This window comes from Mammaliicoccus sp. J-M41, assembly GCF_022385935.1.
In the GTDB taxonomy this organism is placed as follows: domain Bacteria; phylum Bacillota; class Bacilli; order Staphylococcales; family Staphylococcaceae; genus Mammaliicoccus; species Mammaliicoccus sciuri_A.
This window is the reverse complement of sequence record NZ_JAJNIR010000002.1, coordinates 1-17121: the sequence shown is the minus strand read 5'-3', so window position 1 is coordinate 17121 and position 17121 is coordinate 1. Positions and strand designations below refer to the sequence as shown.

Genomic DNA, 17121 nt, shown 5'->3' with positions numbered 1-17121 from the left:
TTTACTTTATGCTTTTTGAGCTTCTTTATTTTGTTCCATTTCAATTGCTAATTTATCTATCTCTTTTTTTAATTCTTCAACCATTGTTTTTTCAGGTACTTTACGAACGGTTTTACCTTTCATAAACAGTAACCCTTCACCACGTGCACCAGCAATGCCGATATCAGCTTCTCTTGCTTCTCCAGGACCGTTTACTGCACAACCAAGTACAGCTACTTTTAATGGGACTTGAAGGTTTGAAATATATTCTTCTACTTCATTAGCTATCGATATTAAATCAATTTCTATTCGTCCACATGTAGGGCAAGCAATTAATGTAGCAGCATTACTCGCTAAACCAAATGCTTTAAGCAAAGATTTCGCTACTTTAACTTCTTCGACTGGATCAGCTGATAAAGAAATTCTACACGTATTACCAATCCCTAAGCTTAGTATTGCGCCTAATCCTGCAGACGATTTAACCGTTCCATTAAATAGTGTACCACTTTCAGTAATTCCTAAGTGTAGTGGGTAGTCAAAAGCTTGAGCTGCTTTCGTGTATGCTTCAATAGCTAAATTTACGTCACTTGCTTTCATTGATACGATAATGTCATGAAAATCTAAATCTTCGAGTATTTTAATATGATGTAATGCACTTTCGACCATACCATCAGCAGTAGGGTAGCCATATTTTTTAATAATATGTTTTTCTAATGATCCAGCATTAACACCAATTCGAATAGGAATACCTTTTTCTTTACATGCTTTGACAACTGCTTCAACTTTTTCACGTCTACCAATGTTTCCTGGATTGATTCGAATCTTATCTGCGCCATTTTCAATTGCAATTAAAGCTAATTTGTAATTGAAATGAATATCTACAACTAAAGGTATATTGATTTGCGCTTTAATATCTTTAATTGCATATGCGTCTTCTTCATTTGGACAAGCTACTCTAACAATTTGGCAACCAGCTTCTTCTAATCGTTTAATTTCAGCTACAGTTGCGTCAACATCATATGTTTTTGTAGTCGTCATACTTTGAATGATAACTTCATCTGAACCGCCAATCGTTAAATCCCCAACTTTAACAGGTCTCGTTTTCGTGCGATGAATGATTTCTGACATGATAAGACTCCTTTGTTTAAATTTGCTAATCTTTACACTTTAGCAAGTCTTTTTCCTTTAGGTAAATACATAGCAATCATAACAATGCTTAAAATGATTATACACCATGAAGCAATTATTAATAAAGGAATCACTGTAATCATTCCTAATAATAGGACTAAAGTCGGAAGCGTTATCACAAATGTCATCATTTTGAACCAAGTCATAAAGCGAGACTTTCTTCGTAAAATCATTCCCAATAAATGTCCAGCAAATGCTAGAATACCAATTTTGATAGATAAGCTTAAAAATTGAAAAAATAATAGAAAGACAACAATCAAACTTAAGTAAAAATATTTAGAATCATTTATTGTTTCAATAAACTTAATTAAATCATCTTGATCGGTAACAAGGGAAGATAGGGACCCATAGCTGATTTCTGTGTAGTCACTATAATTTGAAATCTCAATATGATTAGGTTTAAACACGATTAAATGATGATCTTTCATCTCGAAATCATTAGATTTAGTAAATTCGACCGTTTGGTGATGGTTTAATTTAATAGATTTATCTTGGGATAAAATCATTTTGTTCTGATCGATTTCAAAATCAGGTATCTCTGTCACTTCATCATTGACTAACGTTGATAAATTTTGAGTGATTTGTATGTATTGAATAGAATTAGGTATGATTAATATCAAACTTAATAATAATATATGAAGGAATATGTATCTTAACTTCGTAATTCTAAACATTGGATACTTACTAGGATGCTTAAATAACCTTTTAAGCTCTTTTATATACTGCATAAATTCACCTCTTCTTCACTTAATAATAATGTTTAAAAACACCTGTTGCAAGGCGATAAACGAGAATTAAAAATTTTTTGATTATTTATTAAACAAATTATTTGTTATAAAACTTTAATCTTGATAAGATAGGTATGTAAAACAAATGAGGAGGATGATTTTTTATGGCTTTTGAATTACCAAAATTACCATATGCGTATGATGCATTAGAACCACACATCGATAAAGAAACTATGGAGATTCATCATACGAAACACCATAACACTTATGTAACAAAATTAAATGATGCAGTGAAAGGTACAGATTTAGAAAGCAAATCTATTGAAGATATTGTTAAAAACTTAAACTCTGTTCCTGATGATATCCGTACTGCAGTTCAAAACAATGGTGGCGGACATTATAATCATTCATTATTCTGGGAACTATTAACTCCAAATGCTTCTGAGCCTTCAGGAGAAGTTGTAGATACAATTAGTTCTACATTTGGTTCATTAGACAAATTCAAAGAAGAATTTGCAGCTGCAGCAGCTGGCCGTTTTGGTTCAGGATGGGCATGGTTAGTTGTAGATAATGGCGAATTAGCGATTGTTTCAACTCCAAACCAAGATAACCCAATTTCAGAAGGTAAACTTCCAATTTTAGGTTTAGATGTTTGGGAACATGCTTACTACTTAAACTACCAAAACAGACGCCCAGATTACATTAATGCATTCTGGAACGTTGTAAATTGGGATAAAGTAAACGAATTATACCAAGCTGCAAAATAATTCGACTTTAAATTTGGATGACTGATTAATAAAACAATCATCCTGATGGGGTGGAGCAATGAAATCTTTTTATTTAAACGAGATTTCAGCTCCACTCTTTTTTTATAAAAATTTACCTATATCAATAGCAATGTAAGTCATAATAATATATGATGAAATTATTATAATAGAGTTAAAAAGGTAGGTTTAGTTGTTGAAACGAGTAAAAAAGAAATCAAAAGAAGAAGCATTTCGCCTATTAATGAATAAACGCGTAAGCCTAATATTGGCAGTTGTCGTCATTTTATTCTCTGTGCTCATTATGCGGCTAGGTTATTTACAAATTGTAAAAGGCGGAGAATACAAAAGAACGATAGATAGTACAGAATCTATTACAGTTAATGAATCGGTGCCTAGAGGCCGTATATATGATAGAAACGGTAAAGTATTAGTAGACAATGAGTCTAAAAAGGCAATTACATACACAAGAGATAGAAGAACGAGCCAAGATGATATTTTAAAAATCGCTGAAAAACTATCTCACTTAATGAAGATGGATACTTCAAATATTACAGAACGTGATAAGCAAGATTTTTGGATATTGAGAAATCAAGATGAAGTTCAAAAGTTAATGAAAGATGAACAAGCTTTATTCTCTGATGGCAATATTAGTCAAGATGATTATGATAAAGCGTTATACGACAAAGTGACATCTAAATATACAGATAAATTATCCAAAAAGGATTTACAAATCCTTGCGATATTTAGAGAAATGAATTCTGGATCTCAGCTGAGTCCTGTTGTTATAAAAAATGAAGGTGTTAAAAATGATGAGTATGCAGCTGTATCTCAACATTTATCAGAACTGCCTGGCGTTAATACAACAATGGACTGGGAAAGACGTTATCCTTATGGTGACACTTTAAGAACTTTATTTGGAAATGTTTCAAGTAAAGAAGAGGGATTACCTAAAGAGTTAGTGAATGACTATCTCGCTAAAGGATATTCTAGAAATGATAGAGTTGGTAAATCTTACTTAGAATATCAATATGAAGATATTTTAAAAGGCTCTAAGAAGAAAATGAAATATGTCACTGATAAATCTGGGAAAATAACAAGTTCTGAAGTTATTTCACAAGGTTCACGTGGTAACGATTTAGTGTTAACAATCGATATAGATTTACAGAAAAAAGTTGAAGAATATATTGATAAACACATTGAATCATTAAGAAGTAAAGGCGCTACAGATATGGACAGAGTTATGGTTGTCGTCCAAGATCCTAGAAACGGTGATGTGTTAGCAATGGCCGGACGTGATATTGATAAAAATGGCAAGATTACGGATAACCATATAGGTAACTTCACAAGTCAATATACAGTAGGTTCATCTGTTAAAGGTGCTACATTACTTACTGGCTATCAAAACGGCGTATTAAATGTTGGCGATACAATGGTCGATGAACCATTAAAATTTAGTGGTGGTTTAACAAAACGATCATACTTTAACCAAAATGGCAGAAAAACAATTACAGATGCTGAAGCTTTAATGCATTCATCAAACGTATTTATGTATAAGACAGCATTGTTATTAGCTGGCTCTCCATACAGTAGTGGTATGTCACTACCATCTGATGTAGAACAAGCAGGTATCAAATTACGTAAAGGTTTAAATCAAGTTGGTTTAGGTGTTAAAACAGGTATTGATTTACCAAATGAATCAGCAGGTCAAATTGAACCAATTAAAGATAATCCAGGTAACTACATTGATTTAGCAATAGGACAATTCGATACTTATACACCTATACAGTTATCACAATATGTCGCTACAATTGCGAACGATGGTTATAGATTGAAACCACATTTAGCAAAAGAAATTAGAAACTCTACAAATGAAGATTCACTTGGACCTATCAAAAAGACATTTAAAGGTGAAGTGATGAATAAGGTTAATAATAGTGATAAAGAAATAAAACAAGTACAAAAAGGTTTCGATATGGCATTTAATAAGCCAGAAGGAACAGGTTATTCTAGTTTTAACAAAACGGTTGTAAGATCAGCTGGTAAAACAGGTACAGCAGAAGTATTCAAAGATGGTAAACCGAAAGTAAACTCAACATATATTGGATATGCACCTGCTAAAAATCCTGAATTATCATTCTCTATCACATATACAAACCAACCCGTACCAGAACCATGGTTACCAGGTGGGGATTTAGGTCGAGATATTATTAACTATTACTTTAAAGATAGAAAATAACTCAATATAAAGATTGATTCAAAATGACATCTCATTTTACTGATTAATTCAGTAGAAATGAGATGTTATTTTTTTATGTGGGAATTTATTTTTGAACAGTATTAGATTTAGTGAAGTACATAGTTTACGATTTTGTTTGTGCATGCATAATTACAGTTCTCCTGACTTATGTAACTATGGGTATCCTTATTTACAATTCTCCCGACTTTTGTAACTAAGGCAGCCTATAGTAACAGTTCTCCGGATTTTTGTAACTAAGGGGGTCTATATTAACAATTCGGCCGAGTTTTGTAATTATAGTTGCTCTTATTAACAGTTCTCCGTACTTTTGTAACTACAGTCCCCATAATAAAACACCATTCTCTTCATTTTTTTACATTTTAAAACGTTTTCATATGAAGTTAACACAAAATTTACATTCAATTTATTTGTACTTAATAAAGAAATTGTAAAGTAAAGATGTAATAAAGATTAAGGCGATATTAATTAGGAGGATTTAACATGAAAAAGTGGCAATTAATCGGATCAACAACAGCTTTAAGTTCTGTACTTTTATTAGGAGCTTGTGGTGGGGCAGCTGAAAAATCTAGTTCCGGGGATACTAAATCTTCAGATGATAAAAAATTAAGTGGTGAAGTTAAAGGTGATGGATCATCAACAGTTGCACCAGTTATGGAAAAAATAAACGAAGACTTCTCAGCGGAGCAACCTGATGTTTCAGTTTCAATTGGTGTATCAGGAACTGGTGGTGGTTTTGAAAAGTTCATAGCGGGAGAAACAGACTTTTCAAATGCTTCTAGAGATATTAAAGATGAAGAAAAAGAAAAATTGAAAAAGGCTAAAATAGAATACACTGAATTTAAAGTTGCTCAAGACGGCTTAACAGTAGCTGTTAACAAAGATAATGACTTTGTTGATGAGTTGAGTATGGATGAATTAGCAAAAATTTATAGTGGAAAAGCAAAAACGTGGAAAGATGTTAATTCAAAATTCCCTGATAAAAAGATCAAAGCATTTTCACCAGACCAATCACATGGTACTTATGACTTCTTTAGTGAAGAAGTATTAGATGAAAAAGATTTACAATCTGAGAAAAATGCTGACACGAATGTCATCGTTAAATCTGTCCAAGATAATAAAGATTCTATCGGATTCTTTGGATATAACTTCTATCAGGAAAATAAAGATTCACTTAAAGCTGTGAAGATTAAAGATGATGGAAAAGCAATAGAACCTACAGATAAAACAGTTAATGATGGTAGTTATCCATTAAGTAGACCATTATTCGTATATGCGAAAAATAAATCTCTAGAAGATAATGATGCGTTTTACGGATTTATGGAATATGTAATTGATAACTCAGCTGATGCTGCAAAAGACGCTGGTTATGTTCCATTGAAAGATGATGAGTATAAAGAAGATAAAGAAACGTTAGAAAAATTTAAAAAATAATCATTAATAAATTAAAGCAGAGGGCGGTCAGTAATCGCCCTTTTTCAAAATGAAGGAGTTATTTTTATGAAACAACAAACTTCAGTACAAGAATTGATTAAGCAAAATAACAATAATAAAGGTAAAGTCTTTGCAGATAAAGCTGTTCCCATTATTTTATTGTTAATCGCTTCAGTTTCTGTACTTACAACAATCGGGATATTATTCACACTTGTCACTGAAACAGCAACATTTTTTACGAGAGTGAATCCATTTGAATTTTTATTTACGAAAGACTGGGCACCATTTTCATCTGATCCTAAATACGGTATTTTCGCACTGATTTTAGGAACGTTGAAAGTTACAGCAGTAGCGACAATCTTTGCTGTTCCAGTTGGATTAGGTGCAGCACTATATCTGAGTGAATATGCATCTGATAGATCAAGAAGAATTATTAAACCAGTTCTTGAAATATTAGCAGGTATACCAACAATTGTTTACGGATTTTTCGCGTTAACATTTGTAACACCAATTTTAAGAGGTATATTCCCGGATTTAGGAAGCTTTAACTCAATTAGTCCAGGTTTAGTCGTGGGGGTCATGATTATACCGATGATTACGAGTATGAGTGAAGACGCAATGAGTTCGGTACCTGATTCAATTAAAGAAGGTGCACTGGGATTAGGTGCAACAAAGTTTGAACTTGCAACTAAAATCGTATTTCCAGCGGCTTTATCCGGTATCATCGCATCTGTTGTATTAGCGATTTCAAGAGCGATAGGTGAAACAATGATCGTATCTTTAGCGGCAGGTAGTACACCAGATTCAAGCTTTAGTTTAATTGGGTCTATTCAAACAATGACTGGATTCATTGTTCAAGTTGCGACTGGAGATGCGACGTACGGATCTGATATTTATTACAGTATTTATGCTGTAGGTTTCACATTGTTTATATTCACATTCATTATGAATATCATTTCACAATGGATTACAAAACGATTTAGAGAGGAGTATTAATATGTCAGAAGTTAATTTAGTTGATCAAACCGTCGTTCGTAAAAAGCTGCCGACAAGACTAATGAAAAATAAAGTCATAAAATCAATATTTTTCGTTTGTACATTAATTGGCTTAATCGTATTAGCTATTTTGCTATTTGACATATTTAGAAAAGGTATTCCTTATCTAAGTACAGATTTCTTCACAAACTTCTCATCAACATCACCTGAACGAGCAGGTATTAAAGGGGCATTAATTGGGACATTGTGGCTCATGATGACAATAGCACCTATATCTATCATTCTTGGTGTTGGTACAGCAATATACATGGTTGAATACGCAAAAGAAAACTGGTTTACAAAATTTATAAGAGTTAATATTTCAAATTTAGCAGGTGTGCCATCAGTAGTATTTGGTTTATTAGGATTAACAATATTTGTACGTGGTGCAGGTATTGAAAACTTATCTCTAGGTAAGACTGTTATTGCAGCAGCATTAACGATGTCACTTATGATTTTACCAATTATTATCGTAGCAAGTCAGGAAGCAATTAAAGCTGTCCCATCATCTATTAGAGAAGCATCATTAGGATTAGGTGGTACTAAATGGCAAACGATTAAAAACATCGTATTACCAGCTTCAATACCTGGTATTTTAACAGGGACAATTCTTGCACTATCAAGAGCACTTGGAGAAACAGCTCCACTTGTTGTAATCGGTATTCCTGCCATATTGATGAAAACACCTAACAGTATATTTGAATCTTTCCAAGCTTTACCAATGCAAATATACAACTGGGCTAAGTTGCCACAAGCAGAATTTCAGTTTGTTTCATCGGCAGCAATTATCGTATTACTCGTAATTTTAATTCTTATGAACTCAATCGCAATCTATATTAGAAATAAATATCAAAGAAAATTATAATAATCAAAATGAAGAGGGGTCATGACTATGACAGACGTAAAAATTAGAGATTTATCTCAAAATATACCTTCAAATGAAATGACAGCAAATCAACAAATAGCAGTAGAAGATAAAAATATTGTTTATAAAACGAATAATTTAGATTTATGGTATGGAGATTTTCATGCGCTTAAAAATATAAATTTAGATATTGCAGAAAATGAAGTGACTGCAATTATTGGACCATCTGGTTGTGGTAAATCTACTTATATTAAAACATTAAATAGAATGATTGAATTAATTCCAAGTGTTAAAACATCTGGAGAGATCATTTATAGAGATAAAAATATTTTCGACAAGAAATATAGTGTTGAAGAATTACGAACAAATGTCGGTATGGTGTTCCAAAAACCGAATCCATTCCCAAAATCAATCTATGACAATATTACTTATGGACCTAGAATTCATGGTATTACAGATAAAAAAGTACTAGATGAAATCGTTGAACGTTCATTAAAAGGTGCAGCAATCTGGGATGAATGTAAAGATAGACTAGATAAAAATGCATATGGCTTATCTGGTGGACAACAGCAAAGAATTTGTATTGCAAGATGTTTAGCAATTGAACCAGATGTTATATTAATGGATGAGCCAACTTCAGCACTAGATCCTATTTCAACACTAAAAGTTGAAGAACTTGTGCAAGAATTAAAAACTAAATACTCAATCATTATCGTGACACATAACATGCAACAAGCAGCTAGAATTTCTGATAAAACAGCGTTCTTCTTAAACGGTTATGTAAATGAGTTCGATCAAACAGATAAAATCTTCTCTAACCCAACAGATAAGAAGACTGAAGATTATATTTCAGGGAGATTTGGATAATATGGTTATTAGAGAAAAATATGAAGATGAATTAAATTCACTCATTAATGATTTATTTGTGTTGGGTAAAGAAGTATACTTTATGATAGAACAATCAATATCTGTATTGAGCGATGAAGATAGAAACAACGCTCGTAATTTAATTAAATACGATAAAAAAATTAACCAAATGGAATATGACATTAATGAAAAAGTAGTTATGCTAATTACAAAGCAACAACCTATAGCGACAGACCTTCGTGTTATGATCTCAGGTTTAAAAATAGCTTCTGAATTAGAGCGAATGGCAGATAATTCTACTAATATTGCTCAAATCAGAAAAAGAGTTAAAATAACAGATTACTTTATACTAACGAGATTAAAAACAATGGGTAAGTTAGCAATGTTAATGTTAAAAGATTTAGAAGTGGCAGTTAATGACAAAGATATCTTGTTGATAAAAGAAATTATTGATCGCGACAATGATATTGATGATTTATATCGTGAGATTAATAACACGACATATTTAATCGATAACGATCCATTTATTTCTGGTCAAGCACATCTTGCTGCAAGATACTTAGAAAGAATAGGAGACCACATCACGAATATCAGTGAAAGTTGCTATTATTATATAACTGGTGAACACTATGAACCTATTGAAAAATAGTACTGGAATTATATAAGCATAGATGGTATTATAATAAGGTCGTATATTAATTGAAATAAGAATAGGAGGGTTCATCATGCGCGTAAATGTAACTTTAGCATGTACTGATTGTGGTGAAAGAAACTACATCTCTAAAAAGAATAAACGTAACAACCCAGAGCGTATTGAAATGAAAAAATATTGTGCTCGTGACGGTAAACACACTCTTCATAGAGAAACAAAATAATAAAACGAATAAAAACACATTCCATTATACGGGAATGTGTTTTTTTTAATACCTTTAAAGGTTGTACGACTACCTATCACAATAATTCTTGTGTTATCATATTATATGTAACTGATAAAAATTTAATCAATATTTGGAAGTGTTAAATTCATGTCAAACAAGAAAAATTTAAGAAAAGAAATATTGTTCTTTTTGAGAAATCAAGACATTTCTCAAAAAGAACAATATGATTTAAATTTAAAAGAACAATTATTTGAACATAACAATTTTAAGCAAGCCAATTCAATTGCTATCGTTATGAGTATGGATCATGAAGTCAATACGATACCTATTATTGAACATCTTTTAAATATAGGTAAGAAAGTATTCGTACCGAGAACCAATTACGAAACGAAACAAATGGAATTTCAACGACTACTTGATTTGAATTCCATTGCAATTGATCAAAAAGGCATTAAGTATGTTAATCAAGAAACTGAAATTAGTGATGATATTGACTTAATTATTGTACCTGGTGTTGTATTTAATCAAGATGGTTATCGAATAGGCTATGGTGGAGGGTATTATGATAAATATTTATCTCATTATAATGGACATACAATAAGTTTGTTATATCCTTTTCAGATAAGAAACTTTGAAGCTGAATCACATGATATACCAGTTGATGAGATGTTGACACCAAATGATATATATGGAGAAGAATAGATGGATAAAACAAAACAAATGTGGAAGTCGATATATTATTTAGTTTATACAGAAGGTTACAAAATAATATCGATTGAAGAAGAAGCAGAAATATGGTTGACTCATGAATCTAAAAAAATTGTCAAAAGATTTATACATAAGACGCCTACACATCAAGAAGTTGATTTTGACTTAGAAAAAATCACTGACCATTTAGGTGACTTAATTGATAGTATAGGGTTTAGCTTTGAACAATTAGATGTTTTTTATATTACCGAAAAAGAGATAGATTTCACTGAGTTTAATCATACTAAACGACCTAAAATTAGGTATCATGCTTTATATGAGCTTAGTGATTTCGAGAAAGTATCTCATCACTTTGTAACGAAGCATCAAATTAAACGTAATAGAACAAATCCTGTTACGACATATAAAAACAAATTATTGAATGCGAGCTTTATTGATAGCTTTATGCTTAAGTTTTCACCTGTCACATACTTTTTAGTAGCTGCTAATGTAATTGTTTGGCTGTCTTTAGTTTTAATTTTTAATCATTTTGGCCAAATTAATTTAGTCGATTACGGTGGACTTGTGCATTTCAATGTTGCTCACGGTGAATGGTACCGTTTATTAACGTCCATGTTTATACATGCGAATTTTACACACTTAATGATGAATGTATTTTCGCTTATTATATTCGGTAAACTGATTGAAGGTGCATTAGGGTCCATTAAAATGTTCACCATTTATTTCATATCAGGTCTATTTGCAGGTATTGTATCGCTTAGTATAGATACACAATCCATTTCAATTGGTGCAAGTGGTGCCATTTTTGGATTAATTGGTGCATTTATCGTGTACTTATTTACACGTAAAAATATTAATAAACAATTTGTATTACAAACATTTATCGGTATTGTGATTATTTCGTTATTAGCATTGTTTATTAATAATGTGAACCACTTCGCTCATTTAGGTGGATTTGTTGGCGGGGCAATCTTAATGTTTATCATTTACAAATGGATGGAACATGACAAGTTCAAACTTTATTATATTATTGCCTTTATAGTGATCATCATCATTTTGATCGTTATTATATTTAACAGACAACAACATTATATATATGATGAATTAACAAAAGATGCTATGAATAACGGTGATTTTGATAGAGCGGAAACAATGGTAAAGCAAATTAAAGAAAAGAACTTCGAGTCGGATGAGACATATATTTTAAGTGGCTTAATCGTAGCGAACAATACGTCTTTGAATGAAGCGATACTAGAATGGGAAAGAGGTTTAAAAGTTTTTCCTAATTCAGCTAAATTAAATTACCAATTAGCTTTAGGTTATAGAGCAAAAGATGACTATGATAAAGCAAATAAGTTTATTAATAAGGCAATAAAGCTTGATAAAAAGAATAAACATTATGCAGCATTAAAAGATGAAATTGATGCGTTTAGGAGTTAACTTTATGAATAATTTATACGACGTACAACAATTACTTAAAAAGTTTGGTTATATTATTTATTTTAAAGATGAAGAAGATCAACTAGAAATGATGGAACAAGAAATAAAAGCTATGTATCAATCTATGCTTATTGATAAAGAAACATTTTTACAAGCAAGACTTATTATAAATCAGAGAAGGATTGAGAAAAAATGACACATATTTTATCAGCAGATATTGGTGGTACGACTTGTAAATTAGGTATTTTTGATCGTTCACTAAATATCGAAGAGAAATGGGAAATTTCAACGAATAAAACAGGGGAAGGTATATTAGAGAATATATATGATTCATTTGTTGTACATCTGAACAGAAAAGATATCGATATCAAGAACATTATCGGTATGGGAATCGGCGTACCTGGCCCAATTGATTTTGAAAATGGTATCGTCAATGGTGCTGTGAATTTAAATTGGACTGGTAACATTGAAGTTAGAAAACATATGCAACAATATTTTGATGGTCCAATTTACGTAGATAATGATGCGAATGTTGCAACTTTAGGAGAAAAATTTAAAGGCGCTGGCCAAAATGAAAGTGACGTTGTTTGTATGACGCTAGGAACTGGTGTAGGTGGCGGCATTGTTTCAAATGGAGAATTACTTCATGGGCATAATGGTTCAGGCGCTGAAATAGGTCATTTCTTAGTGGATCAAAAGAAAAGATTCCAATGTAATTGTGGTATGAAGGGCTGTCTTGAAACGGTTGCTTCAGCTACAGGTGTCATTAATTTAGTACATCATTATTATCCAAATATCAATATGAAATCAAGTATTCATGACTTAATTACAGGTAAAAATGTTACAGCTAAAGACGTATTTGATGCTGCAAAATCTGGAGATGAATTCAGTTTATTTATCATTGATAAAGTTGCTGGTTACATAGCTTATGCTGCAAGTGTTGTTAGCGTTATGACAAACCCTAAATATATTATAATTGGTGGTGGCGTTAGTAAAGCCGGCGATATTCTTATCCAATTTATTAAAAAGCATTATGAAAAAATGACATTTAAACCTGCACAAGATGGTACAAACATCGTAGTAGCACAATTAGGAAATGACGCAGGTATCATCGGTGCAGCTGGTCTAATTAAGACATATGTAATAGAAAAGGAGAATGAATAATGGCAATAGTTGACGTAGTCGTAATACCAGTAGGAACAGAAGGACCTAGTGTGAGTGAATATATTGCAGATATACAAATAATTCTTGAAAAGCATAAAGAGGCAGGTACAATTGATTATCAATTAACACCAATGAATACGCTTATTGAAGGTGATCTAAAAGATTTACTTGAAATTATTCAAGAAATTCATGAAAGTCCGTTCAATAAAGGATTAGACAGAGTTTGTACAAATATCCGAATTGACGATAGAAGAGATAAATCTAGAAAAATGAACGATAAATTAGATTCTGTTAATAAACATTTGAACAAATAAAAAAAGACGAGTGTAAACTCGTCTTTTCTTTAATGATGTAAAATTGGATAACCGTATGTAAAGATTGTAGCTAATGAGAAGAACCCAAAAGATACTACAGTTATTGCACCAAAAAGAATGCCCAAAATATTTTTGTTTTTGAATGCTGAAATTAAACCAAATATAGCTAGAATAAAAACAGCTAGCATTAATAATGAGAAAATATTAACACCGATATGGATTTTTACTCCAAATAACTCAAATAGTTCCCCTGTGTCGATAAATGGCATTCCAATACCCCCAATACAAATTTCTTTTATTATCATATTAATTGTATAATTAATATGTGGTTTTGTCGAGATACTTTTTAAAAGAGGAGGAAATAAAATGCAAGTACATAGTTTTTCATTAGGAATTGTAGAAACAAATTGTTATATTCTCGAAGGTGAAAACGAATTACTCGTGATAGATCCAGGAGATAATGGCGATTTTTTAAATAAACAAATTAAACAATATCATAAAAAGGTAAGTGCTGTATTATTAACGCACGCTCATTTTGATCATATAGGTGCAGTAGATGATGTCGCAAATGAATTTGATGTGAAAGTATATGTGCATCCTGAAGAAAAATCATGGTTAACGGATACAGAGAAAAATGGTTCTAAAAAATTTGCAATGTATCAATTACCACAAGTGGTTCAACATACTGTTCCACAAATAATGGAACCTGGAGAATATGAGATTGGTGAATTTAAATTTGAAGCGATTCATACGCCTGGTCATTCACCGGGTAGTTTATCATTTGTATTTGGCGACTTTGCTATTGTAGGTGATACTTTATTTAAAGGTGGAATTGGCAGAACGGATTTATATAAAGGTGATACAAAAACATTATTGAATTCAATTGAAGATAAGTTGTTAGAGCTAGATCCAAATACAACTATTTTCCCAGGTCACGGACCGGAGACAACAATAGCAGATGAAGAAATGTCAAATCCGTATTTAAATGGATTTAATTAAAAAAAAGCATTACACGTTTGTGTAATGCTTCTTTTAATGATGTGCTCCAAAACTTGGCTCTAATAAGAATGTAGAATAATATGTAAATCCAACAAAACATAATACTAAATAAATTGCGAATATATACATATACATTCTTTCTGTTAATTTTAAGTATCCCAACAATACGAAAAATCCAGTTTGTGCTAAGAAGAAATATGCCATCATGTCCATACCACCGACATAAAACATCGTAGCAAAAATAGCAGTCCAGAAGCCTAGAGTTTTATAAACTTTATCCATCTTCTTAAGAACCCCCTCTATGTTTACTTTCTTATTCATATTTAATTATAAAGTTACTCTATACAAAAGTAAATAGCATTTTAACGCAAATTCATAAGCATTAAACAAGTAATTTAGGTAATTGGAAGCGTTTATATATATTAGGAGGAGATTATGGAGAAATTATTTAAGTCAATTATTAACGATGCTGTCAATTTTAATGCGAGTGATATTCACTTTGTACCTTTAAACGATGATAAAGTCTTTGTTCAAATGAGGATAAACGGCGATAATACACCTTATGATTTAGATCTAGACTTTAAATTGTATAGTAGGGTACTCATTTATATGAAATTTATCGCTCATCTTGATGTAAGTGAACGTAATAAAGCACAAAGCGGTCAATATTTATATGAACATGACATTCATTTCTACTTAAGAATTTCTACGATACCGATTAGTTTAGGAATAGAATCTAGTTCCATTAGAATAACCCCTCAACATTTTAATCACTCACATGGAAAATCAGAAGATCAATCATATAACGTTCTACAAAACAGAATGTATCAATCAGAAGGGTTATTTCTATTTACGGGACCAACAGGATCAGGTAAGACGACATTAATGTATGAATTGATGTATGCGTTAAAGAGAGAGAAGAATAAACATATTATTACGATTGAAGATCCTGTAGAACAAACATTAAATGGTATTGTCCAAGTTTCAGTCAATGAAAAAGCTAACATAACTTATCAACAATCCTTTAAAGCCATTTTAAGATGTGATCCTGTCGTTATTATGATTGGGGAGATAAGAGATGATGTTACTGCTAAGCAAGTTATTCAGGCAAGTTTAAGTGGTCATTTAGTGCTTTCAACTATGCATGCTAGTGATACAATCGGGGCAATCCACCGACTAATTGAGCTAGGTGTAACAGTCGAACAAATTAAACAAGGTATTTCATGTATCACGAACCAACGTCTTGTGAAGAAAAGTGATGAAACAAGAACATTAGATATGTCATATATTTTTAAAGATGACATTATTAAATATATGGAGAATGATTATGAAACGTAAGAAAAATGTATTAAAGAAAGACCAATTAGAGAAAATAAATGATTTTATTTTTCTTTAATCGGTTTTTTTATGCCTAGATAATAGAATGTTTTATATTATTAAAGTAGTACCTAAAAATTATTTCTTATAAACAATTTTAGTTTTTGAAAAGTCTCTTCTTGGTATGACAGATAAACTGTTCTTTTTACCAGTTGCTGATAAATGTGCCCAGCCCATACCGTATCCAGCATAAGCTTTTTTCTTAACAATTTCAAAATTGTTTTTATTACCTAAATATTGCACCAAAATTCCTTGAGGGACTCCTGTGAAGAATGGAGCAAATCCTGTAACCATAGAAGCCCATCCTAATCTACTCTTTTGCTTATCTACATATTTAACATATTTTCTTAACTGAGCATTAGTCATATAACCTTGCTTTTTAACATATTTACCAGTCTTTATTGTTTTAGTACCTTTTTTTGCTGCATAAAAACTAAATCCATTTTCTTCATCATCATGAGTATATGTTTCCATTGGTAAAAATTCTACATTTTCAAAACCTGGCAAAGTAGAATCTTCTTGCGTGTTTTGAATATCTACTTGATTTCCTTCAGCAAACGCTTCACTTGCATAAGGAGTTATAATACTTGTTGTAAGTACTAATGATAATACAATTTTGTGTGATTTCTTGAATTTCATAGATATTAATCTCCTTTATATGTATAATTAAGGTACAACCCATTATTATCATATTTTTACAAAAAAAGGAAGTGTAATTTTGTATTTATCAAAAAGAATTATAATATTTAACTTTATTTTTATATTTTTAATAGCATGTTTTATAAGTTATGTAGGTTTAACAAAAACATTTGATTTATCATTTCAAGTTTCATCTATAGGCGGATTATTATTTGGTTACTCAATATTAATGCCAATCAGACTTTATGCTAAGGATTCAAAATACAAAAGTAAAAATTAAAAATATATAGTAAAAAGCACCTGTTGATTATACGGGTGCTTTTTACTATATCCACAATACAATCCATGTTTTTAAATGTACAAACCCTCCTAAATGATGCACTAACCCCATGATGGTACTGCACCCCTAAAGTTAGAGTAAAAAAACTAACTTTAGGGGTGTTTTAATATGACAAAATATAGTGATGAATTTAAGTTGAAAGTTG

20 protein-coding genes are annotated in these 17121 nt (G+C 31.3%); 15 read left to right on the top strand and 5 right to left on the bottom strand.

Annotated elements, in window-relative coordinates; translation table 11 throughout:
• Positions 1-6: 6 nt before the first annotated feature.
• Both ispG and LQ686_RS01110 read right to left on the bottom strand, forming a co-directional pair.
• On the bottom strand, positions 7-1107 hold the full coding sequence (gene ispG / locus LQ686_RS01115) for a flavodoxin-dependent (E)-4-hydroxy-3-methylbut-2-enyl-diphosphate synthase (RefSeq protein WP_103361136.1): 1101 nt from the start codon (positions 1105-1107) through the stop codon (positions 7-9).
• Between the two features lie 32 nt (positions 1108-1139).
• A complete protein-coding gene (locus LQ686_RS01110) occupies positions 1140-1895 on the bottom strand; it encodes a DUF1189 family protein (protein WP_103361135.1) in 756 nt (251 codons plus the stop codon).
• A 164-nt stretch (positions 1896-2059) separates the two neighbouring features.
• On the opposite strand from LQ686_RS01110, the gene LQ686_RS01105 reads away from it, so the two are divergent.
• The 13 genes from LQ686_RS01105 to LQ686_RS01045 all read left to right on the top strand — a co-directional run bounded on the left by LQ686_RS01105 (position 2060) and on the right by LQ686_RS01045 (position 13621).
• Positions 2060-2662 carry a superoxide dismutase gene (locus LQ686_RS01105; protein WP_103361134.1) on the top strand — a complete coding sequence of 201 codons (603 nt, stop codon included), beginning with the start codon at positions 2060-2062 and terminating at the stop codon, positions 2660-2662.
• Between the two features lie 190 nt (positions 2663-2852).
• Complete coding sequence (locus LQ686_RS01100) at positions 2853-4898, top strand: peptidoglycan D,D-transpeptidase FtsI family protein (protein ID WP_025904176.1); 2046 nt, start codon at positions 2853-2855, stop codon at positions 4896-4898.
• A gap of 501 nt (positions 4899-5399) precedes the next feature.
• Entirely contained in the window at positions 5400-6350 is a 951-nt protein-coding gene (locus LQ686_RS01095; protein WP_037588292.1) for a PstS family phosphate ABC transporter substrate-binding protein, read from the top strand.
• A 66-nt stretch (positions 6351-6416) separates the two neighbouring features.
• A complete protein-coding gene (gene pstC, locus LQ686_RS01090; RefSeq protein WP_103361132.1) occupies positions 6417-7346 on the top strand; it encodes a phosphate ABC transporter permease subunit PstC in 930 nt (309 codons plus the stop codon).
• Position 7347: 1 nt separating this feature from the next.
• Entirely contained in the window at positions 7348-8250 is a 903-nt protein-coding gene (pstA, locus tag LQ686_RS01085) for a phosphate ABC transporter permease PstA (RefSeq protein ID WP_025904173.1), read from the top strand.
• A gap of 78 nt (positions 8251-8328) precedes the next feature.
• Positions 8329-9117: a phosphate ABC transporter ATP-binding protein PstB gene (gene pstB, locus LQ686_RS01080; protein WP_232174216.1), complete on the top strand. Its 789-nt coding sequence runs from the start codon at positions 8329-8331 to the stop codon at positions 9115-9117.
• 1 nt (position 9118) lies between these two features.
• Entirely contained in the window at positions 9119-9766 is a 648-nt protein-coding gene (gene phoU / locus LQ686_RS01075) for a phosphate signaling complex protein PhoU (protein WP_025904171.1), read from the top strand.
• Positions 9767-9842: 76 nt separating this feature from the next.
• A complete protein-coding gene (rpmG, locus tag LQ686_RS01070) occupies positions 9843-9992 on the top strand; it encodes a 50S ribosomal protein L33 (protein ID WP_016911879.1) in 150 nt (49 codons plus the stop codon).
• Positions 9993-10142: 150 nt separating this feature from the next.
• Positions 10143-10697, top strand: coding sequence for a 5-formyltetrahydrofolate cyclo-ligase (locus LQ686_RS01065; protein ID WP_103361130.1), 555 nt, complete (start codon positions 10143-10145; stop codon positions 10695-10697).
• On the top strand, positions 10698-12143 hold the full coding sequence (locus tag LQ686_RS01060; RefSeq protein ID WP_103361129.1) for a rhomboid family protein: 1446 nt from the start codon (positions 10698-10700) through the stop codon (positions 12141-12143). It abuts the gene before it with no gap.
• 4 nt (positions 12144-12147) lie between these two features.
• The gene (locus LQ686_RS01055) at positions 12148-12339 is read left to right on the top strand and encodes a YqgQ family protein (protein WP_078099923.1); all 192 of its coding nucleotides are present in this window, start codon (positions 12148-12150) and stop codon (positions 12337-12339) included.
• On the top strand, positions 12336-13307 hold the full coding sequence (locus LQ686_RS01050) for an ROK family glucokinase (protein WP_025904167.1): 972 nt from the start codon (positions 12336-12338) through the stop codon (positions 13305-13307). Before LQ686_RS01055 ends, LQ686_RS01050 begins: the two co-directional genes overlap by 4 nt.
• Positions 13307-13621, top strand: coding sequence for an MTH1187 family thiamine-binding protein (locus LQ686_RS01045; protein WP_037588286.1), 315 nt, complete (start codon positions 13307-13309; stop codon positions 13619-13621). The genes LQ686_RS01050 and LQ686_RS01045 overlap by 1 nt, the downstream gene beginning before the upstream one ends.
• Before the next feature lie 29 nt (positions 13622-13650).
• Here LQ686_RS01045 and LQ686_RS01040 read toward each other — a convergent pair whose 3' ends face one another.
• Positions 13651-13890 carry a DUF2759 domain-containing protein gene (locus LQ686_RS01040; protein WP_016911885.1) on the bottom strand — a complete coding sequence of 80 codons (240 nt, stop codon included), beginning with the start codon at positions 13888-13890 and terminating at the stop codon, positions 13651-13653.
• A gap of 97 nt (positions 13891-13987) precedes the next feature.
• Between LQ686_RS01040 and LQ686_RS01035 the strand changes: the two genes are divergently transcribed.
• Positions 13988-14620 (top strand): MBL fold metallo-hydrolase, encoded by a 633-nt coding sequence (locus LQ686_RS01035; RefSeq protein WP_103361127.1) that lies wholly within the window; start codon positions 13988-13990, stop codon positions 14618-14620.
• Between the two features lie 33 nt (positions 14621-14653).
• Here the strand turns inward: LQ686_RS01035 and LQ686_RS01030 are convergent, their stop codons facing one another.
• Positions 14654-14902, bottom strand: a complete 249-nt coding sequence (locus LQ686_RS01030) for a DUF2626 family protein (RefSeq protein ID WP_025904960.1) — start codon at positions 14900-14902, stop codon at positions 14654-14656.
• Between the two features lie 153 nt (positions 14903-15055).
• On the opposite strand from LQ686_RS01030, the gene comGA reads away from it, so the two are divergent.
• Positions 15056-15958 (top strand): competence type IV pilus ATPase ComGA, encoded by a 903-nt coding sequence (comGA, locus tag LQ686_RS01025; protein ID WP_239733113.1) that lies wholly within the window; start codon positions 15056-15058, stop codon positions 15956-15958.
• 117 nt (positions 15959-16075) lie between these two features.
• On the opposite strand, the gene LQ686_RS01020 is transcribed toward comGA, so the two are convergent.
• On the bottom strand, positions 16076-16636 hold the full coding sequence (locus LQ686_RS01020; RefSeq protein ID WP_107565957.1) for a hypothetical protein: 561 nt from the start codon (positions 16634-16636) through the stop codon (positions 16076-16078).
• Positions 16637-17121 lie beyond the last annotated feature (485 nt).